At 39.0% G+C, this 20,874-nt stretch carries 15 protein-coding genes; 2 read left to right on the top strand and 13 right to left on the bottom strand.

Features of this window, described 5'->3' with window-relative positions; translation table 11 throughout:
• Window positions 1–8: 8 nt before the first annotated feature.
• The 9 genes from ASE74_RS00625 to ASE74_RS00665 form a co-directional block, all read right to left on the bottom strand.
• Window positions 9–692 carry a bifunctional 4-hydroxy-2-oxoglutarate aldolase/2-dehydro-3-deoxy-phosphogluconate aldolase gene (locus ASE74_RS00625; RefSeq protein ID WP_369800102.1) on the bottom strand — a complete coding sequence of 228 codons (684 nt, stop codon included), beginning with the start codon at window positions 690–692 and terminating at the stop codon, window positions 9–11.
• Complete coding sequence (locus tag ASE74_RS00630) at window positions 664–1,719, bottom strand: sugar kinase (protein WP_055902833.1); 1,056 nt, start codon at window positions 1,717–1,719, stop codon at window positions 664–666. The genes ASE74_RS00625 and ASE74_RS00630 overlap by 29 nt, the downstream gene beginning before the upstream one ends.
• Before the next feature lie 114 nt (window positions 1,720–1,833).
• Window positions 1,834–3,234, bottom strand: a complete 1,401-nt coding sequence (uxaC, locus tag ASE74_RS00635; RefSeq protein ID WP_055902835.1) for a glucuronate isomerase — start codon at window positions 3,232–3,234, stop codon at window positions 1,834–1,836.
• 184 nt (window positions 3,235–3,418) lie between these two features.
• Window positions 3,419–5,065, bottom strand: coding sequence for a UxaA family hydrolase (locus tag ASE74_RS00640; protein ID WP_055902838.1), 1,647 nt, complete (start codon window positions 5,063–5,065; stop codon window positions 3,419–3,421).
• 1 nt (window position 5,066) lies between these two features.
• Entirely contained in the window at window positions 5,067–6,578 is a 1,512-nt protein-coding gene (locus ASE74_RS00645) for a tagaturonate reductase (protein ID WP_055903101.1), read from the bottom strand.
• Between the two features lie 114 nt (window positions 6,579–6,692).
• Window positions 6,693–7,724, bottom strand: a complete 1,032-nt coding sequence (gene pelA / locus ASE74_RS00650; protein WP_055902841.1) for a pectate lyase — start codon at window positions 7,722–7,724, stop codon at window positions 6,693–6,695.
• Between the two features lie 254 nt (window positions 7,725–7,978).
• Window positions 7,979–9,910 (bottom strand): glycoside hydrolase family 88 protein, encoded by a 1,932-nt coding sequence (locus tag ASE74_RS00655; RefSeq protein WP_055902844.1) that lies wholly within the window; start codon window positions 9,908–9,910, stop codon window positions 7,979–7,981.
• A 5-nt stretch (window positions 9,911–9,915) separates the two neighbouring features.
• Entirely contained in the window at window positions 9,916–11,586 is a 1,671-nt protein-coding gene (locus tag ASE74_RS00660; RefSeq protein ID WP_055902849.1) for a glycoside hydrolase family 28 protein, read from the bottom strand.
• Between the two features lie 159 nt (window positions 11,587–11,745).
• Entirely contained in the window at window positions 11,746–12,702 is a 957-nt protein-coding gene (locus ASE74_RS00665; RefSeq protein ID WP_055902851.1) for a pectinesterase family protein, read from the bottom strand.
• A 358-nt stretch (window positions 12,703–13,060) separates the two neighbouring features.
• Between ASE74_RS00665 and ASE74_RS00670 the strand changes: the two genes are divergently transcribed.
• Both ASE74_RS00670 and ASE74_RS00675 read left to right on the top strand, forming a co-directional pair.
• Window positions 13,061–14,701 (top strand): glycoside hydrolase 43 family protein, encoded by a 1,641-nt coding sequence (locus ASE74_RS00670; protein WP_055902854.1) that lies wholly within the window; start codon window positions 13,061–13,063, stop codon window positions 14,699–14,701.
• Window positions 14,702–14,705: 4 nt separating this feature from the next.
• Window positions 14,706–15,491, top strand: coding sequence for a rhamnogalacturonan acetylesterase (locus tag ASE74_RS00675; RefSeq protein ID WP_055902857.1), 786 nt, complete (start codon window positions 14,706–14,708; stop codon window positions 15,489–15,491).
• Window positions 15,492–15,761: 270 nt separating this feature from the next.
• Here ASE74_RS00675 and ASE74_RS00680 read toward each other — a convergent pair whose 3' ends face one another.
• The 4 genes from ASE74_RS00680 to ASE74_RS00695 form a co-directional block, all read right to left on the bottom strand.
• Window positions 15,762–16,196, bottom strand: coding sequence for a carboxymuconolactone decarboxylase family protein (locus ASE74_RS00680; RefSeq protein WP_055902858.1), 435 nt, complete (start codon window positions 16,194–16,196; stop codon window positions 15,762–15,764).
• A gap of 428 nt (window positions 16,197–16,624) precedes the next feature.
• A complete protein-coding gene (locus tag ASE74_RS00685) occupies window positions 16,625–17,197 on the bottom strand; it encodes a Crp/Fnr family transcriptional regulator (protein WP_055902861.1) in 573 nt (190 codons plus the stop codon).
• A gap of 53 nt (window positions 17,198–17,250) precedes the next feature.
• Window positions 17,251–18,033 (bottom strand): GLPGLI family protein, encoded by a 783-nt coding sequence (locus tag ASE74_RS00690; protein ID WP_055903103.1) that lies wholly within the window; start codon window positions 18,031–18,033, stop codon window positions 17,251–17,253.
• 5 nt (window positions 18,034–18,038) lie between these two features.
• Complete coding sequence (locus ASE74_RS00695) at window positions 18,039–20,825, bottom strand: outer membrane beta-barrel family protein (RefSeq protein WP_055902862.1); 2,787 nt, start codon at window positions 20,823–20,825, stop codon at window positions 18,039–18,041.
• Window positions 20,826–20,874 lie beyond the last annotated feature (49 nt).

Below are 20,874 nucleotides of genomic sequence, written 5' to 3' on the forward strand. Positions count from 1 at the left end.
TTAGGGTTTTACTTGCTTTGCTGAATCAGATCAAGCGCTAATTTTGTGTTGTCGGATAACTCCTCATAAAGACCTTTGCTCATCACATCTTTACTGATTAATTTGCTGCCCATACCAACGGCACAAACACCGGCTTTAAACCAGGTTTTTAAATTATCGGCATTAATTTCTACACCTCCTGTTGGCATAAACAATTGTCCGGCAAAAAGATCTTTGATTGATGAAATAAATTCAGGCCCTAAAATATTGGCAGGGAAAATTTTGATCAACATGGCTTTATGTTCCTGCGCAACGCTGATTTCGGTCGGCGTCATACATCCAGGGATCCAAAGCATCCCGATTTTATTGGCAATTTCGGCAACAGCCGGATTAACGATCGGTGCAACGATAAAATCTGTACCGGCTTCGATAAAAGCATGCGCATCGGCAGGCGTTTTTATTGTTCCGATACCAAGATAAAGATCGGGCATTTCAGCATCGCGTATTTCTTTTAACTTTTTAAAGTTCGGCAAGGCTGATTTACCACGGTTGGTATACTCGAAAACACGCACGCCCGCTTTATATAGGGTACGTAATATTTCTACACTACCCGATTCGCTGTCTTGATAAAAAAGGGGTAGCATGCCCTGCTCTAAAATGGCATCTAAAATTTTGTGCTTGTTGCTAATCATTTCGTAGTATTCTTTTTTCAATATCTGCTACAGTACTGGTTGTAGCATCACTTGGAATGTATAATTTATCGTATGCTGCCGCAGTGGCAAAATTTAAGGTTTCTTTGGCTGATAACTGATTGTAAAAGCCATAAATAAGACCTGCCATAAAACAATCGCCACTTCCTACTTTATCCAAAATTTCATCAGATACATATTCTTCTGAAACGGTTAACTCATCAGCGGTATAAATGGCAGTGTAGTACCTGATGCCTTTACCATAATCGAACCTGAAGGTATTGGCAACGGCTTTACAAGCTGGAAACAAACTTAATATTTCTTTAGCGGTATCGGTTGCCTGTTGTAGTAACGTTTCCTTTGCATAACCTTCGCTTGGGGTTAAATCCTCATGCAGTGCAGTGCCCAACATTTTATTGGCGGCCCAAACATTGCCCATAATCAAAGTACAATATTGCGCCAGTTCTGGTAAAACATCAATCGGATCTTTACCATATTTCCAAAGTTTTGCACGATAGTTCAGGTCCAACGAAATGGTGATATTTTTTGCGGCTGCCACTTTTAAAGCTTCCAGGCAAACATCAGCAATTGATTGATTAATTGCCGGACAGATTGCGCTGAAATGAAACCAGGCAACGCCATCAAAAACCTCATCCCAATTGATCTGGCCAACCTTTAAATCGGCATAAGCAGAATTTGCCCTATCGTAAATTACTCCTGCATTTTTAAGGTCTTTCCCTTTCGGAAGGTAATAAAGGCCCAAACGCTCACCATGGTAAACCATCGGCGTAGTATCGATGTTTCTGGCATCAAGATAATCTACAATTTCCCTGGTTACCGAATTATCCGGCACCGCCGATAAATAAGAAGAGGGTACATTCCAAAGTGCCAGTGCTGTGGCCACGTTTAGCTCTGCACCGCCTACATAAAACGGAAGTTTGTTTTCTTTTAACCATGCACCGTCCATATCGGGGCAAATGCGCAAAAGTATTTCACCAAAGCTTAAAACTTTTTCTCCTTTTTTAGATGAAGCGAATATTTGGGTGCTCATTTTTATATTTAATCGGCGTATTTCATGCTGTTTATTGTTACGGTATGAAAATGGAAGGAAAACGATTGAAATGATTTATTTCCAATGAAATACCTCTCTAAAGCCCTATTTTGGTTAAAATTTAAAGTAATTTTTTGCGTTAAAGTACGAAATATCCTGCACAATCTTACCAACCCACTCCAGGTCGTTAGGCAATTCGCCATTCTCAATGTCTTCGCCAAAGAGGTTGCAAACAATTCTTCTAAAATATTCGTGGCGTGGAAAGGAAAGGAAACTGCGTGAATCGGTAAGCATACCAACCAAACGGCTTAAAAGCCCCATATTTGATAATGCGTTTAACTGCTTGATCATACCGTCTTTTTGATCTAAAAACCACCAGGCTGACCCAAATTGCACTTTACCCGCTACAGAACCGTCGTTAAAATTTCCGATCATTGTTGCAATCAACTCATTATCAGCCGGATTAAGGTTATAGATAATGGTTTTTGCCAGTTTATCCTGATTATCCAAACGGTTTAAAAATTTGGAAAGCATCCGGGCCTGACTAAAATCGCCGATCGAATCCCAGCCTGTATCGGGGCCTAGCTGCCTTAACATCCTTGCATTGTTGTTGCGCAGTGCACCCAAATGATATTGTTGTACCCAACCTTTCTCATGATCCCATTCTGCAAAGTAAATCAGCATTGCTGATTTAAATTTAAGGTTTTCCTGGTAAGAAATGGCTTGTTTGCTGCGGATTTTGTCAAAAATTGCTGAGATTTCTGATTCGGTGTAGTCTTCAGCGTAAATTTGTTCTAAACCATGATCTGAAACGGAACAGCCATTTGCCGCGAAGTAATCGTGACGGCTTTTTAGCGCATCGATATAATCCTGAAAACTACTGATTGTTTTATCGGCAACACCTTCCAGTTTATCAATATATTCGTTTAAACCTTCAATATCGTCGCTGTTCATCGCCTTATCCGGACGAAAGGCTGGCAACATTTTAAGGTTTGCGCCTTCTCTAGCCAGTTGTTGGTGAAAGTTTAAACTATCCAAAGGATCATCAGTGGTACAAACGGCCTCAACATTCATTTTGGCCAATAAACCACGTACCGAATATTCTGGTGTCTGCAATTTTGCAGAACATTCGTCGAAAATTTTCTGAGCAGTTTTACCAGAAAGCAGGTCGTTTATGCCAAAATAGCGCTGAAGCTCTAAATGGGTCCAGTGGTATAATGGGTTACGTAATGCATATGGAACGGTTTCTGCCCATTTTTCAAATTTCTCATAATCTGAAGCCGCACCAGTGATATATTTTTCATCAACACCGTTTGCACGCATGGCTCTCCATTTGTAATGGTCGCCGGCAAGCCAAACCTGACTGATGTTTGCAAACTGCGTATTATTGGCAATCTGCTCCGGAATAAGGTGATTATGGTAATCGATAATCGGCAATGATTTTGCAAAGTTGTGGTAAAGCTTTTCAGCAGTTTTGCTTTGCAAAAGGAAATTTTCGTCTAAAAAAGATTTCATGCTATTTAATTTGAGATAATAGAATTGAGGTGATCAAAACGTATATCTGTTCATTTTTTTATTTATCGCCGGTCTGTGTTCTCAGAAACCGGAATTGAATTTATTGTTTATTCGCTTGGTGGCCTATGAAGACGCGGAATTGGGTTCCAAGACTCACTACTTGAGACTTACGACTCCAAATTCACTACAAACTAACCCCTCGTTTCCATGGAATAAAATCATCCTGGTTAAGCAAAACTGCTTTAGGAATTACTTCGCCACTGGCTGCTTTAATGCAATACTCTAAAATATCTTCTCCCATTTGTTCGATGGTTTTTTCACCTTCAATTACCGGCCCGCAGTTAATATCGATAATATCGCCCATGCGTTTGGTTAATGCATTGTTGGTTGATACTTTAATTGTCGGACAAACAGGGTTTCCTGTCGGCGTACCCAAGCCTGTGGTAAACAAAATTAAGGTTGCCCCTGAAGCGGCTTTTCCTGTAGTAGCCTCAACATCGTTTCCGGGCGTACATACTAAGTTTAACCCTGGTTTTGTTGCTGGTTCTGTATAATCCAGAACATCTTCTACCGGCGATGTTCCTCCTTTTTTAGCTGCTCCGGTACTTTTAATGGCATCAGTAATTAAACCATCTTTTATATTTCCTGGCGAAGGGTTCATAAAAAATCCTGAGCCAACGTTTTCTGCAGATTGGTTGTAGGCTGTCATCAGTTGAATGAATTTACGTGCCGCAGTTTCGTCTTTCGTACGATCAATCAATTGTTGTTCGGCGCCGCAAAGTTCGGGGAATTCGGCAAGCAATACTGTACCTCCCAAAGCCACTAATAAATCGGATGTATACCCTACAGCAGGATTTGCACTGATTCCGCTAAAGCCATCGCTACCGCCACATTTTACACCTAAAACCAATTTGCTTAATGGTGCGGGCTGACGTTCGATTTTATTGATTTCAGTTAAACCGATAAACGTCTTTCTGATGGCTTCTTTAACCAATTGTTCTTCACTTTGTGATTGCTGCTGCTCAAAAATGAATAAGGGCTTATCAAAATTCGGACTACGGTGTTTTAAATCGTCCATAAAATCTTTCACCTGAAGGTTCTGGCAACCTAAGCTTAATACCGTAACCCCGGCAACGTTTGGATGATCGGCATAGGCGGCCAATAATTTGCTTAATACAGCAGCATCCTGACGGGTACCGCCACAACCACCCTGGTGATTTAAAAATTTAATACCATCTACATTTTTGAAAACACGGTTGGCTGATGGATTTGCCAAGCCTATTGAACTTGGATCAGCTTCTGCTAAAATTTCGCCGTTTTTATAGGCCTCAACCAACTGGTGTGCATAAGATTTATACTTATCGGTTACGGCATAACCCAATTCGTTGTGTAAAGCTTCGCGGATTACATCCAGATTGCGGTTTTCGCAAAAAACAGTAGGGATAAACAACCAATAATTTGCTGTACCCACACGGCCATCACTGCGGATATAACCATTAAAAGTTCTGTCTGCAAATTTAGATACATCAGGTGCATGCCATTCGTAATGATACGGACGGAATTCATAAGGATCTGAAGCATGTTTGGTGTTTTCAGTATCCATTAAACCACCTTTAAGGATAAAATGTTGTGCCTTACCTACAAGTACGCCATACATAATGATGTGGTCGCCTGCATTCATATCCTGCATAAAAAACTTATGCTTGGCCTGAATGTCATCCTGTAAAATATATTCCTGTCCATCATAAATAACTGTTTCACCTTTTGCCAGGTTTTGCAGGGCAACAAGTACATTATCGTTGGGATGGATTTTTAAAATTCTAGTAACCATTTTAAATTGTTCTTTCTGAATGCAAGTTACTTAAAGTTTCTTTTGCACCCTTGTTCTGTAATAAATCAACGTAAGATTTTACGGCTGCGTTAAAGCCGGGATAATTATTCAAGTTTTTATCCCAAAGGCGTCTGTCGCCAAGGGTATTATCTACCACGGTTTCAGGATTTTTCCAGTATTCGTATAAAATTTCTGCAAATTCATCCTGTACGGGATAGTTTTTTCCATTGGCACTGGCCGTGTACACATCTCCCTCTTTATTCACATTCATGAAAATAATGTATGCAGCAACGCCCAGGGCCGTTAGTTGAGGCACTTCATTTTTTAATGCATAATATCTTCTGATTAATGGCATATTGCGCATCTGCATTTTTGAAGTGAAGTTCAGCGTAATCGCCTGCCACTGGTGTTCTAAAGCTGGATTGCTAAAACGGTCGATCACACTTTCGGCAAAAGCAATTGCTTCCTCGTAAGTGATATCCTCATTTACCACAACAGGTGTAATTTCATCTTTCATCAGTTTTAACACGTTGGCTGCGAAATCCTCATTCGCCATTGCCTCTTTTACGGTATTGAAACCTGATAAAATAGCCAATCCACAGCTAATGGTATGTGTACCGTTAAGCAAACGGAGTTTCAGCTCTTTAAATTTATCAATTGATGGAACAATGAAAATGCCTTTATCAGCCTTTTCAAAGGATAAAATTTCTTTTACTTTTTCACTTGATGATTCAATCGCCCATAACCTGAAAGGCTCGGCCATGATCATCAGTTCATCTTCATAACCCAGTTCACTTTCGATGGCTTTTTGCTCTGCCTCCGGAAGTTTTCCTGGCACAATCCGATCAACCAAGGTTTTGCAGAAATAATTCGCTGTTTTTAACCAGTTTTCGAAATCCCATCCCAATTTGTTCTGAATGGCCAGATCCAATACTATTTCTTTGAGTTTATCGGCATTATCGCTGATTAATTCAGTTGGTACGATAACCATTCCACTTTCAACTGAGCCATTAAAGGCTTTATATCTTTCGTGCAGAAAAGCCAACAGTTTGCCTGGGTAGGATTGCGGCGGATTATAAGTGATTTTATCTTCACTTTTAACAATGCCTACTTCTGTTGTATTGGAAATTACCACCTGCATTTCGGGCTGGTGGGCAGCTTTTAAAATTTCGGCCCAATCTTGCGATGCTGATAAAACACGACTGATTGAGGAATTTATTGAATTTTCTTCTACGTTAACACCATCTTCAATGCCTTTAACACAAAGTGTGTATAAATTATCTTGTTTGGAAAAAGCATCTGCACCGCCTCTGGAAGTAGATTTAACAACCAGAACGCGACCGTTAAAAATACCTTTTTGGTTGGCTTTATCAATAAAATAATCAGGCAGCCCGCGCAATAAAACACCTGTTCCAAACTGGATTACCTTTTCTGGTAAGGCCAAAATTTCGGCACTGGGTTTTGTAACCTTATCGCCGTTAATGTTTGCTAAATTTTCTTTGTTTAAAATCATTGTTCTTACGGTTTCCGTCATTTCGGGAGCTAAGCGATCTTAAAGCGGCAGAAAATGCCCACCCATAGTTGTAAGATTGCCTGGTGCCTCGCAATAACGATTTTTATTTCTTATTTATTTCCCGTTGGTAATTAACCACTTCGGATATTCTTTTTCAATTAATTTTTGCCCCCAGCTACCATACCAGGCGTAACCATTTCTTCTTTCGGGACTTAACCCTTCTAATTTTGTTTTGATTGTATTGTCGCGGTCGCCAAAAATAGGCGTGTTTTTTTCCAGATCGTAAAAGCGGGCCCAGGCCATGCTGGTGTTATCTGCAACCAATGCAGCTGTTTTAATATTGGTTTTAGGATCGTTTGGTCTGTCGTACCGGTAACCGGAAATTTTATAGGTATCAAACCATTTTACTGCTGCTGCAATTGCAGTTTTTATTTCAGCTGATGGATTTTTAATCCTCATTAAAAAGCGAACAACTCCTACTGATTCACTTGTACTTAGCGATGCAGGTTCAAATGCTCGTGCTTTTGCCGGTAACATCGAATCTTTATCGTATTGCGCTGCCCAGATGCTTAAAGTTCCATTTTGCTTTACTTGGGTTTTTAAAATACAATCAACACCTTTAACAACTGCTTTTTCGGCCTTTTTAATGTAAGCCGGATTTACCACTTCAAAACCATTTTGCTTATTAGCGATATCCTGCAAAATATTAAGCACATTAATCATTGCATCATCGTTATAGGTAATTTCTGAGCGGTACAAACTTTTATCCGGATAATACTGTGGCCAACCACCATTGGCGTATTGAGCCATTAATATATAATCCAATCCCTTTTCTGCTGCTGCCAGATAAGTTTTGTTATTTGTTTTTTTATAGGCTTGAATAAGGTATACAACTTCCCTGCTGGTGGCTTTGTTATCGAAGGTAGCATGGAGATCTTTGGTGGCTTTAATTTTTGCCAAAAGCTCTGGTGTTATGGCTGCACCGTAGTTTACCACGCTTTTATCTTCAAGCTGCTTTGGCCAGCCGCCATTACCCAACTGGTAAACGAGCATTTTATCTGCTGTAGAATCGCTAGGCTGCTGCGCATAACACGATAGTAATAAAGTGCTGCAGATTAGGGTTAACAATATTTTTATTTTCATCATTTTGTTTGTTCGGTGGTCTGTGTTCTCAAAGACCACCAATTTTCTTTTTGTTTCCATGTGCCATGGTTTTTGTTTGCCACGGAGACACAGATTAACACGGAGGACTTTTCTTTTTTATTCGCCATGGTTCGTTTCTCCATTCCGTGGTCTGTGTCTCCACAGACCACTAGCTATTTTTTTTTCGATCGCTCTGCCTGCGTCTTCCCTGGCTAATATTATTTATCTGTGTTGATCCTTTTCATCTGTGGTTAACCTTATTTCTTGCCCGGCACCTGCTTAATCAACCAGTTCACCAGATCATTCGTTGCCTTAAAATTTTCGAATTCTGCCGGCAACTTTCTGCCATCTATATATTCATTGTAAAACCACGGATCGCCAACCGCGAAAACGGTTCCTTTACCATACTTTGCCGTTGCTATAATCACATCACCTTTATCTGTAAGTGCTGAAGTTGCAGGACTTTTGGCCACGATAGTTGAAATTTCCTTGATGTAAACTTTTTTAGCCGTTTTAAAAATTGCATTTCCTGCGGGGATATTTATCGCGCCCTGCTCGAAATTTGCACCCTGAACTTTATTGCGGCTATCTTCATTGAAATGAATACCGAAAGTTTCTGGCAGCACATTGAATTTTGAGATTTCACAATTGCCAACGTCATTTAACAAAAGCACTAAAACTCCACCAGCTTTTACCCATTCACTAATCTGTTTGGCATGTGCAGCATCCATGAAGTTTGGTTTTGCTGTTTCTTTCTCGGTATCAGGATCAACAATGATGTAAATGTTACTTCCTTTTAAATTGGTGGCAGTTGGAGCGGTTTTAAGTGTAGCCGTTTTTGCGCCTGCATTATTAAATACCTTGCCAAACAATGAAAATCCGTTATTATCATCTTCTTCCCAAACATAATGGAAAGGGATTTTATCTCCAGTAGGACCAGTAGTATATTCGTTATTGAAAAAATTATCAACAGTAACGGTTAAACCTTTGCCCGGTTTTGGCAACACGTCTATTTCCATTTCAGAAGCTGCACAAATAAAGGCACCCACACCTTTAGGATCGTTGGTAATTACTTTTTCGCTGATGTAATAATCGAAACTACCATCGCGGTATTTTGGCTTACCACCCAAACCAGATACTGAAACTGTTTTAGTAAGATTTATCCGTTCCTCTCCAGCTTTTTCTACAAATTCTTTCTTTAAACCCGCATACCCTTTATTTGCCGCTGCCATAAACGTTGGGGCCAACCAACCTTTGCGCACACCTTTGGCCAAACCATATACAAACATACTGGAGGCTGAACTTTCAAGATAATTGCCTTTTCTGGTAGGCATATCCAAAATATCAAACCAAACACCCGATTTCGGATCCTGATATTTTACAGCAGCGGTTGCCGTGCGGTTTAAAATGGCGATTAACTCTTTATACTGTGGATGATCGGTTGGAAAATTATCCAGCACATCTACCAAAGCCATAATGTACCAGCCCATTGCCCTGCCCCAAAAATTTGGCGAAAGGCCCGTTTTTTTATCGGCCCATTGCTCGGTTCTGCTTTCGTCGTAACCATGGTAAAGTAGGCCTGTTTTGGCATCGCGGGCATTTTTCTCCATCAGGATAAACTGCTTGGCAATATCATCGAAAGCCGCATCTTTTTTCATTAATTTTGCATACTCAGCATAAAACGGCTCGCCCATGTACAGGCCATCCAACCACATTTGATTTGGATAGATTTTTTTATGCCAAAAGCCACCTTCTTTAGTACGTGGCTGTTTTTGCAGCTGATCGTATAATTTTGTTGCGGCCAATAAGTATTTCTGTTGCCCGGTAACTTTGTAAAGCAACAATAAAGACCGTCCGTTTTTAATGTTATCGATATTAAAATCATCTGGTTTATAAGTACTGATATTTCCATCTTTATCCAAATAAGCATCCATTGAACTTTGGATGTACTTGAAATATTTCCCATCTCCGGTATTCCGCCAAACGCTTGCTGCACCTTCCAATACAACACCCATATCATAAGTCCATTTTGGGCCTTTAGCACCTTTTAGCAATATGGTATCCTGAAACAGTTTTTCCATCGCTGTTAAGGTCAGCTGTTCTGATAATTTCTTTTGGGCAAATCCACTTTGCGATAAAATAGAAAAACAGATGAGCGCCGCTATTGTATATAAAATTGATTTTTTCATATTGGTTATTTTGAAATTTCCAGTGCTTTTTTATCTACTTCAGCACTTAAAAGAGACGCTGTTTTTGCTTTGGAAACATCCGTTCCGGTAATTTTTACACCTTTTGATTTTTCGCCACTTACATCAAACAATACTTTACTGTTATTTGGGAAGGTTAATCCGCTGATATTAATATTTGAGCCATTTTGGATCATTACAACCGGACTGGTGTTTTCGGTAATTACGTTTATATTTCTTAAGAAAATTCCTGCCGCTTCAATAATTTCAATTCCTTTTTTGGCTTTTATGGTCACGTTTTCCAGGTGGATGTCTTTAATGTTCATCTCTGGCAAACCCCTAAAAAATATTGCTTTTTCAGCACCATTTGCCACAACATCCTTAATGTAAAAGTTTTTAAACTGTGGAGTAGCTTCTGTAACCGGAACAGTAACAGTTTTAATGGCTTCGCGTTTTTCGCCGGCCAACGGAACCGGATCAACAGCGGCATAATACATATCAAATAAAATGGCTTCACCAGGAATATCAATCATGTTGATGTTATTGATGTAAATATTTTCTACCACACCACCACGCCCTCGGGTAGTTTTAAAACGTAAGCCGATATCGGTACCGATAAACGAGCAATCGTATACCCAGATGTTTTTAGCACCGCCACTCATTTCGCTGCCGATTACAAAACCACCATGGGCATGGTAAACTACATTATTCCTTACAATTACATTTTCTGTAGGCACACCACGTTTACGGCCAGCCTCGTCTCTTCCTGATTTAATACATATTCCGTCATCGCCCACATCAAAAGTGCTGCCCTCAATTAATACGTTTTTGCAAGATTCTACATCAACTCCATCGCCGTTTTGAGCAAACCACGGGTTTTTTACCTGTAAATTCCTTAAGGTTAAATCTTCACAAAGTAACGGGTGTAAATTCCAGGCTGGTGAATTTTGAAAAGTAACACCTTCTAAAAGGATTTTTTTGCAACCTGTTAATACCAATAAGTTTGGACGGAGAAAATCTTTAATATCATCATAATCGGCCGCTGTTTTTCCCGGCTCAATAACGCCTGCATTTTTAGTGTTTGAGCCTTTAACGGTTTTCTCGGATGGATACCACATTTTACCATCGGCCCTTACTACCCCGCCAGATGCAACCAAAGTTTTCCACTGGGTTTCGGTAAGTTTATCTTTTTTAACCATGCGCCAAGCGCCACCATTGCCGTCTATAATTCCTGTTCCGGTAATGGCTATATTTTCTAAATCGATACCAGAAATCGGACTTTGGTTTCTCCACGCTGGCTGGCCTTCCCAATTTCCCTGAACTAACTTATATTGATTAAAATCAGCGGTGAACTGAAGGATGGCATCGCGTTTTAAATGGAGGTTTACATTACTTTTTAATTCGATAGGTCCGGTTAACCACAGGCCGGAAGGAATTAACACCACACCGCCCCCTTTTTGGCTAACGCTTGCAATGGTTTTATTAATACTTTGTGTATTTAGGGTAATGCCATCGCCTTTTGCCCCAAAACTGACAATGCTTGTGGTATCTTTTTTAAATTTAACCTGTTGAATTACGGGTAAGCTTTGCTTTTGTTGTGCTATAGCAGTTGCAGAAGTTAAAATTAAGCATGCCAGAGCTACTTTAATACGGCATAAACCACCAGAAATATGTTTCATTATTTGTGCTGTTAAATTATACTTGGTTATTGTAATAACAAGTGTACGTTGTTTGCGGTTAAAATCGAAGAGAAATCTATGCAATCGTTGCCGGAGAACAAGGTAAAAAAACACCTGAATTTAGGCGTTTTAATATTGAATATCAACGTTTTAAGCAGACTATTTTGCCTCAGGATTCCATCCACGGAAAACGTTTTCCAAAATGTAGGCCTTATACTCGTCATCTGTTAACTGGTGCGACCATTTTGCCCTGTTTTTTGGATCAGCTCCTTTTCCGGTACTTTTATATTCAGCGTAGTAGGCCGTTTTCTCATTGCTTTCTTTGCCCCAGTTGTTCCAGCCTTCAGGGCGAATTAAATCTGGCAACTCACAGTTTAAATAAGCAACCTTTGCATAAGGCCTCCATGGGCGGCCCAAATAAAAAGTATTGGCTGGAGCATCTCCCTTGATTTTACACTTGTTTAATACGTAACCAAACTTTGTGGTGTCAGCAGTGGAAGCAGCGGTAATGTAACCTGCCTTTTTACAAAAAATGGTGCAGCTTTCGAACCATGCGGTAGAAGCACCGAAAATAAAATCTACCGTTCCCTCAATATAGCAATTCTTATAATATTGGCGGTTGTTGCCACCATAGGTATAAAGTGTATCCTGAAAACCCAAAAACCTGCAGTTTTTAAAAATCATTTTATCACCACCTGCCCAAACGGCCACTGCCTGTCCCACCGGGCCGGATGAGTTTTCGAAAGTAATATTCTCAGCAGAAAAACCTTCCCCGTAAATATAAAAGCTTGAGGAGCCTGAAGTGCCTTTTTCTTCGCCAAAAGCATTTTTCTTCTGTGCATAATCATCATAAGTTAAAATGGTTTCGTTCAAGCGCTCTCCAATAAACTTTACGTTCTTTTTAGAGGCTGCCAAAACTAATTTCTCCTTATAAATACCCCTTTTAATAAAAATTACCGTTGTTTTGTTCCTGAAATCGGGTACAGCATGTATTGCTTCCTGTACTGTTTTAAAATTTCCGCTGCCATCGGCCGCCACCACAAAATCGGGTTTAACTTCCAGGGCACTTGCAGCAAGTGAAAGAGCTAAAAGAAAGAATAAAATAATTGCTTTCATATCAATTTGGTTAGGCTTAAATTAAAATCGGCCACGTAAAAGTATAAAACTTTGTAACGCAGCCGTGTTTTAAAATATATGATGAACAATTTTAAACATTAAAATCTATGCGAAAGAAACATTTAACAGATTAAACTTCGCAAACGATGTCGGGAACGATTGCACAATAACAACTTGCCTGAAAATAAAAAAAAACTTAATCTTGTTGATAGGCTAATTTGATAAAATACACGCATCGTCATTCCCAACATGATTGGGAATCTAATGCCAATCATAAGCCACATTAAGATTTCTGCCTGCGCGTGAATGACGTAATGCTAGATAAATAACTGACCAAATATTAAAAACATTTTTGTTAATGAAATACCTATACAGTTCAATCCTTTTTTTAAGTTTTTGTTTAAATACCTTTGCCCAGCAATCGCCTGATAACCGGTATGTTTCCAAAGTTTGGGTAGCTGATTTAGGCAATGGAACCTTTAAAAACCCGGTTATAAACGCCGATTATTCTGATCCGGATGCTATCCGGGTGGGAGATGATTTTTACATGATCGCCTCAAGTTTTGATGCAATTCCGGGTTTGCCAATTCTCCATTCCAAAGATCTGGTCAACTGGAAAATAATAGGTCATGCTTTAAAACGCCAGCCTCCCTTTGAGCATTTCGAGAAAACGCAGCATGGCAATGGTGTTTGGGCACCTTCGATTCGTTACCACAATGGCGAATTTTATATTTATTATCCAGATCCCGATTTTGGCATTTATTTAACAAAAGCAAAAACGATTACAGGCGATTGGTCGGCTCCAAAGTTAGTGGCTGCAGGTAAGGGATTGATCGATCCTTGCCCTTTTTGGGATGAAGATGGCAAAGCTTACCTTGCTTATGCTTATGCGGGCAGCCGGGCCGGGATAAAAAGTGTATTGGCCATTATGCCCTTAACCAGCGATGGTGCTAAAGCGATGGAAACCGGTCGTATTGTGTACGATGGTCATGAACTCGATCCAACGATTGAAGGACCAAAATTTTACAAACGAAATGGTTATTACTATCTTTTTGCCCCTGCAGGCGGCGTATCTACAGGTTGGCAGCTCATTTTAAGAAGTAAAAATATTTATGGTCCATATGAACGAAAGGTAGCCATGGATCAGGGAAAATCCTCTGTAAACGGCCCCCATCAAGGTGCCTGGGTAAATACTCAAACTGGTGAAGATTGGTTTTTGCATTTTCAGGATAAAGATGCCTACGGGCGTGTGGTGCATCTGCAGCCAATGAAATGGGTAAATAACTGGCCAGTTATTGGCGTGGATAATGATGGCGATGGCAAAGGCGAGCCAGTTATAACATATAAAAAACCAAATGTAGGTAAGGTTTATTCAATTGAAACGCCAGTAGAAAGTGATGAATTTGGAACTTCGCAATTGGGGTTGCAATGGCAATGGCAGGCCAACCCGCAGCCAACCTGGTTATTTACCGATGCGGCAAAAGGTTTGTTGAAATTATACACCGCCAAAACTCCTGATGATGCTAAAAACTTATGGGATGTTCCAAGCCTGTTGATGCAGAAATTTCCTGCCGATGAATTTATGGCCACAACAAAACTTGTTTTTAAGCCCAATCCGAAATTGGAAAATGAAAAAACAGGCCTCGTGGTAATGGGGCGGAGTTATGCACAAATAAGTATTAAAAGTAAAAAAGACGGTTTTTACCTGATGTACGGCGTTTGCCAAAATGCAGATAAAGGAAAAACGGAGAATGAAAAGGAAATTATTAAGCTGAAATCAGCCAGGGTATATTTTAGGGTTAAGGTTACTGCTGGTGCAAAATGCCAGTTTAGTTACAGCGAAGATGGGCTGAGTTTTACCAATGCCGGAGATGAATTTCAAGCAACAGCCGGACAGTGGATAGGTGCAAAAATGGGGATTTTTGCCATTAGGGATGCCCAAACTAATGATTCGGGAATAGCAGAATATGATTGGTTCCGTGTACAACCTTTAAAATAAAATAATGAAAAAGTATCTTACCGTTGCCCTGTTGGGAGTTTTACTGATGTCGTTCATTGTAAAACCAAAGCCCATTAAAATTTATTTAATAGGCGATTCTACTGTTGCAGATTATACCCTGGAGGAAGGTTATATGCAGAAAAAATACCCGATAACGGGTTGGGGACAGGTTTTTCAACAGTTTTTAAAAAAAGACAGTTTAAAAAAATTAAACAAGCTGATTAAAAGTGATAGTGCCCTTGTGGTTGATAAAGCCAAAGGCGGCAGAAGCACCAGAACCTTTTTTGAAGAGGGAAGATGGAAAGAAGTATTATCAACCCTGGAAAAGAACGATTTGGTTTTAATCCAGTTTGGCCATAATGATGCAGCAAAGAATAAGCCAGACCGTTATGTAGATATTCCTGGTTATAAAGATTTTTTAAGGATGTATGTTAAAGAAACCAGGGCCAAAGGTGCCTTACCGATTCTTATTACACCGGTAACCAGAAACTATCCCTGGAAAGATGGAAAACTTGGGAGTGCACATGGCGAATATCCACAAGCGGTAAAAGATGTAGCTCAGGAATTAGATGTACAACTTATAGATTTAACATCACTTTCAGCAGCATTTTTTAGTACAAAAGGAAATGAATTTGTAAGTAAAAATTATTTTATGAATTTAGACTCAGCAAAATATGAAGCTTATCCTAAAGGACAAAAAGACAATACGCATTTTCAACCGGAAGGAGCAAAAGAAGTTGCCAGGTTGGTTTATGAGGAATTGAAGAAGCTTAACGGAGCGCAAAATTAGACCTCGGAGGCTTCAGAAACCTGTGGGGTCTGGATGGTGGGTAATTTACAATGACTGACTTTTTTTAAATAAATCTGATAGAACGTAAAGCCCGAAGCGAAGCGATGAGCGAGGACTTGAGGGGACAACAGGATTACAGTGACCAAATTATACAGAACCATTGTTTTCCAAAAAAATACCGACCATCTGAGTCACCTGAGCGAGATTTTTGATTCAATCTTGTAGCTATAGACCTCTCAGGTTTTAAAAACCTGAGGGGTCTGAAATTAACTACCCTACCATTACTTTTGCAGTAATTGCGAGCCTGTTCCATGCATTAATGGTTACAATAGCCATAATAATCTGTGCAAGTTCCTGTTCGCTGAAGAAGCTTGCCGCGTTTTGATAAACCGCATCCGAAACGTGGTTACTAATTAAAGTTACCTGCTCTGTTAAGGCCAAAACCGCTTGCTCTTGTTCGGTAAAAAGTGTTGTTTCTCTCCAGGCGTTCAACAGATATAAACGCTGCTCAGTTTCGCCGATTTTACGGGCATCGGTTGAGTGCATATTTAAGCAAAAAGCACAACCATTAATCTGTGAAGCACGCATTTTAATCAGCTCTAAAAGGATAGGATCTAATTTGCTGGTTGATAAGTATTTTTCTAAACCGTACATGGCTTGATAAGCTGCAGGTTCTACTTTTGGGATATCAATTCTACTTTCCATATTATTTGTTTTTTGATTATGATGTAAAGTTCTGCATCGAAATGATCAAAAAACTTAATGTAGTTTAAGAAATGATTGCCTAACACAAAGGGCACACTTTTTTCTGCAAAGTTAGCGCTATGTTTATTTTTTAGCCCCGGAAGCACGGAGTAACACGGAGTGGTTTCAAAGCCTGTGTTCTCATTAATGTCATTTATTTAATAAGTTTTTAACCGCAGATGGACACCGATAAACACAGATCTTTATACCTGTGTGCATCCTTTTTATCTGTGATTAAATTAGGTTTGCCTGTAATTAGTGTTTAACTTGATAGCATTGGTGTCCTCATATACCAATGTTTTCTTTTTCAATACCCGTTCGGTATTTATCCATCCCTTCTGTGTTTCCGTGGCCCATGTTAACAAAACTAAGGCTGTGGGCTCTGTGGCTTATATCTTCTTCGCCCTGATCTTACTTAGAAACTCCGGCGTAAAACCCAGATATGAAGCCAGCATATACTGTGGCACACGCTGCACAAATTCAGGAAATAAACTATTAAAATGGCGATATCGCTCTTCGGCCGTTTGACTGTATAAAAATTTGATCCTCCGTTGTGAGGCCTGATGGTTTTTTTGTAAGATCAACCTGAAATACCTTTCCAGTTTCGGTAATTTATGGAACATTTCTTCATAGTGATGGTGTTCAATGGCAATCACGTCTGTAGCTTCGGCAGCCTGAATATAAAATTCTGATTGCTCCTGGAACAGAAAGCTACTGAGATCCGTTATCCACCAATTTTCTATGGCAAACTGAGTGGTTTGTTCCACACCTTTAATGTCGACAAAATAAAGCCTGAGGCAACCTTTTACCACAAAATAATTGGCCCTGCAGGTTTGCCCTTCCTCCAATAAAAAGGCTTTCTTTTTAACTGAAAACGATTTGAGTAGTGGTTCAAGGATTTCCTGTTCATCACTACTCAAATTTATAAATCTGTTAATGTGATTATAAAGCGCAGTAAACATTATATGCTATTTGGCTTGCTAAAATAGGCATAATTGTAATAATCTTCTGTTCCTTAAAGCCCGAAAATTTTCAAATCCGATAATGCTTCAGGTCCGTAATTTTTGAGTGCTGAGGTTACAATCGCTATTAATCCTTTATTGGTTATTGGTTTTCCTTTGGTTGGGGGCAATAAGTCTTTTTCGGGTACGGCAACCTCGGTAACTTTAGTCGCAAACCAATTTACATTTTCATGAGGCAATGCTAAACCTAAAATCATCCCTGGCAACCCCGTAAAAGATTCCGGCCCGCCCGATACTGCAATTTGGTTAGTATAGTAAGCCACTATATAAACCGAATCCATGATTACCGCATTAGCTCTTCTGCATTCGTAACCCGCAATCTCCCTTGTTTCGTCGGTAATTTTCCAATTGATTTTACGAACACTATCTTTCACCAGATAGGTTTCTTCGTAAACATTTTTTTGCGCTATGCTTGTTTCAGTACCAAAATTTGTCGCCACGGTATTCCTTAAGTCGGCCAACATATCTCTTGTTACCCAGTTATTTGTTAAGGGTTCTTCAGCTGAAGTTACCTTATATAAACTTTTGTCTTTTGTGAAGTTTAATACACTTTTTCCGATCTTGGTTTGAGGATTGTTCTTTTTGTATTGATCAAAAGCAGGGCCATAGTAACTTTCGTTATCCTTGTTAATTTTCTTCTTAATTATGGCATACATATTCGATTTTTTTTCAAATTCGATTATACCGTTTTGAACAAAGTGCGCATTCTGTGCAGATGCATTTTTACTGATAAAAATGGCAGTAAATAAGATAAAGTATATAAGCAGATTTTTCATGATCATTATTTTTGTGTTTTAACGCCACCACCCATTTTATTGAAATCCCATATTAATGAGAATAAGAAATACCGCTGAATAGTTGTATAACTGCTTTGGGTAATGTTTCCGTTATATGCCGATCTATCAAAGCCGACATTTTGGTTTAAAATATCGTTTACGGTTAGCGCGAATTTAAGATTCTCTGATTTGAAGAACTTTTTTGTTAATGAGGCATTCCAAAGGAAACGTTGAAAGTTTTCATCAAATGTTTGTGTCTTCCCTTTAAATTCATACTGGCCATCAGTAGATAACTCAAATTTGGCTGGTAATTTTACCGAGCCTGATGCATAACCATCCCAGCCCCAACCATCGCTGTTGCCAGAGGTATTAACACTCGCTCTGGCAATATTATAAGTTGGTCCGAAACGGGCATAGAAATTATACTTCTTATCAACATACTTCGAAAAATTTAATCCAGCTCCGTAGGTATAATTTTTTGTTTTATTTAAAACCCCATTAATAAAATTATACGAAGTGTTTCCATATGCATTACCATTAATACCAACACTTAAATCTATACCTTTTATTTTTCGGCTTGTTTGTGCATTAATTGAAAAATTTGATGGCATTTCATTCGAGAGGTTAACAGATCTGTAAGTACTTTTAGCTGCGTCATCTGTAACAACATCGCTAATAATGGGGTTTGCTGTAAAACTATAATAGCCACTTAGCCAGATCGATTGATCTGTTAATACCTTATACGAATTGAAATTCGCACTGATACTACTTCTAAAAGATGGCCGTAAATCGGGATTACCTAAGGAAATATTCAATGGATCGGTATTTACGCTAATGGGTTGAATTTGCTCCAGAGAGGGCTGATTTGTATTTCCACTATAATTTATTCTCAAAGATTTTTGCTGTGAAAATCTGTATTGATATGATGCCTGAGGCATATAATTAATAAAGTTACGGTTATAGGTTTTATTGTTGTAAAGATCTATCTGTTTGAAGTTAACGCCACTAAATTTTGAGCCAATAGTAGCTGATGATTTTCCACTTTTGTAATTGAATACTGCTCCTCCCTGATTAATGATCTGATCCAATTTATAATCGTTACTGAATTGGGTATCCAGAATATCGTAATTTCCACTTGCTGACTTGTTGAACGACTTTCGGTCAGATTGACCACTCATCAAGCTTAATCCATAATTTACAATTACACTTATGGTTTTACTAAGTGGTTCTGTATATGCTAAATTAGATCTGAACGCATTATTTGAAATATCATTAACTTTATATTGATTGATTACACTATCGCGAACTCCTATAGCGGTGTAGAACGTGTTTTTTGAATTTAAATAACCATCACTATTGCTTTTGCTTATGGCCTCGCTTAAACTAAGGGAAAGTGTACGGCCCTTCTTTTTCAATTTCTTGGTAAATAAAGCACTCATGTTAAACTGTTGCTCGTTAACTTTGTTACTAAGTGTTCTATCGCTTTTATTTAGCAGTTCATCATTACCATTTTTGCTGGAAGTATTGTAAGAATTAAACGTATTGCTTTCTTTTAAAGCACCATCTACACTTACTTTTAAAGTCAGTGTAGTATCCAGTTTAATTTCGTAGGTAGCGTCCAGTTTTTGCCTAAACATATCATTATCATTAAACTGGTCAGAAACATTATTAATAACACCAGAACTTAAGTTGTTTTGGCTTATTGTATTTCGATCTCCACTAACACGGATGGAACCAATTTTGTAATTGGTATTTAATGATTCTTTGTCTTTATTCCACTTACTATCAAAGTGCAGCCCTCCGGTTCTGGCTACAGGTAACCCTTGGCCATTGTACTGCCCATCATAACTATCAAAGTCATCACCGCCCGAGCTAAAATACATATAGCCCTCATCGGTCATAGTCATTGTATTACCGCCATATTTATCCCGGTCATCCCAACCCAAACCAACTGTACCATTGTTGCCAAATATGCCGTAGGCAGAGAATTTTTTCTTGCCCCAAAATTTATTAAACATCAATTGCCCGGTGTAATAATCATCGGTTCCATAACCACCCTGCACCTTACCGAAGTAACCATTTTTTTTATCTTCTTTTAATTTAACGTTTAGTGTTTTCGTTTTTTCCCCATCATCTATTCCGGTAAAGCTGGCCTGATCACTGGCTTTATCATAAAGCTGAACCGATTCTACCATATCTGCACGGAGATTTTTTGTTACAAGTGTGGGGTCATCACCAAAAAACTCTTCACCATCTACTAAAACTTTTTGAACAGCTTTACCCTGAGCAGTAATTTTTCCGTCTTTATCTACCTGTATACCTGGAAATTGTTTAATTAAATCCTCAACTTTAGAGTTTGGTTCAATGTTGAAAGCTTTTGGATCAAATTCGGTGGTATCACCTTTGATTTTCATCGCAGCCCTGTTCCCCTTTATAATTACATCAGCCAAAATCTTTGCCATTCCGGTCAGGTTTACTTTTCCATAATCCTTAACCTGTGTGGTAGAGTCAAGCGTAAAATGATCTACAAAATCGGCATATTTCGGATAAGACACCTGGAGAATAAATTTTCCGTTTTTGATACCATTAATTTCGAACGAGCCGTTTTCTGCAGTTCTGGTAAATTTTACCAGGATAGAATCTTTAGCATTTAACACTGCAACTGTAGTTCCCGATAACAGGGTTGTAGAGGCCGTATCAATCGTTCTTCCTTTAATAGTATGGAGATTCTGCGCTTTCGAATAGGAGGAGATAAACACAAGAAAGCACAACGAGAGTAATAAACGTTTCATAGAAGGATTTGGTTTTGTTTTCCGAAGATAAAACTAATATATTAGTTGC

Source organism: Pedobacter sp. Leaf216 (assembly GCF_001421515.1).
GTDB lineage: Bacteria > Bacteroidota > Bacteroidia > Sphingobacteriales > Sphingobacteriaceae > Pedobacter.

Excerpts from the sequence above, each read along its gene's own strand:
- ASE74_RS00630 (WP_055902833.1), bottom strand. The coding sequence starts at position 1,719 with ATGAGCACCCAAATATTCGCTTCATCTAAAAAAGGAGAAAAAGTTTTA.
- uxaC (WP_055902835.1), bottom strand. The coding sequence starts at position 3,234 with ATGAAATCTTTTTTAGACGAAAATTTCCTTTTGCAAAGCAAAACTGCT.
- ASE74_RS00640 (WP_055902838.1), bottom strand. The coding sequence starts at position 5,065 with ATGGTTACTAGAATTTTAAAAATCCATCCCAACGATAATGTACTTGTT.
- ASE74_RS00645 (WP_055903101.1), bottom strand. The coding sequence starts at position 6,578 with ATGATTTTAAACAAAGAAAATTTAGCAAACATTAACGGCGATAAGGTT.
- pelA (WP_055902841.1), bottom strand. The coding sequence starts at position 7,724 with ATGATGAAAATAAAAATATTGTTAACCCTAATCTGCAGCACTTTATTA.
- ASE74_RS00655 (WP_055902844.1), bottom strand. The coding sequence starts at position 9,910 with ATGAAAAAATCAATTTTATATACAATAGCGGCGCTCATCTGTTTTTCT.
- ASE74_RS00660 (WP_055902849.1), bottom strand. The coding sequence starts at position 11,586 with ATGAAACATATTTCTGGTGGTTTATGCCGTATTAAAGTAGCTCTGGCA.
- ASE74_RS00665 (WP_055902851.1), bottom strand. The coding sequence starts at position 12,702 with ATGAAAGCAATTATTTTATTCTTTCTTTTAGCTCTTTCACTTGCTGCA.
- ASE74_RS00670 (WP_055902854.1), top strand. The coding sequence starts at position 13,061 with ATGAAATACCTATACAGTTCAATCCTTTTTTTAAGTTTTTGTTTAAAT.
- ASE74_RS00675 (WP_055902857.1), top strand. The coding sequence starts at position 14,706 with ATGAAAAAGTATCTTACCGTTGCCCTGTTGGGAGTTTTACTGATGTCG.
- ASE74_RS00680 (WP_055902858.1), bottom strand. The coding sequence starts at position 16,196 with ATGGAAAGTAGAATTGATATCCCAAAAGTAGAACCTGCAGCTTATCAA.
- ASE74_RS00685 (WP_055902861.1), bottom strand. The coding sequence starts at position 17,197 with ATGTTTACTGCGCTTTATAATCACATTAACAGATTTATAAATTTGAGT.
- ASE74_RS00690 (WP_055903103.1), bottom strand. The coding sequence starts at position 18,033 with ATGAAAAATCTGCTTATATACTTTATCTTATTTACTGCCATTTTTATC.
- ASE74_RS00695 (WP_055902862.1), bottom strand. The coding sequence starts at position 20,825 with ATGAAACGTTTATTACTCTCGTTGTGCTTTCTTGTGTTTATCTCCTCC.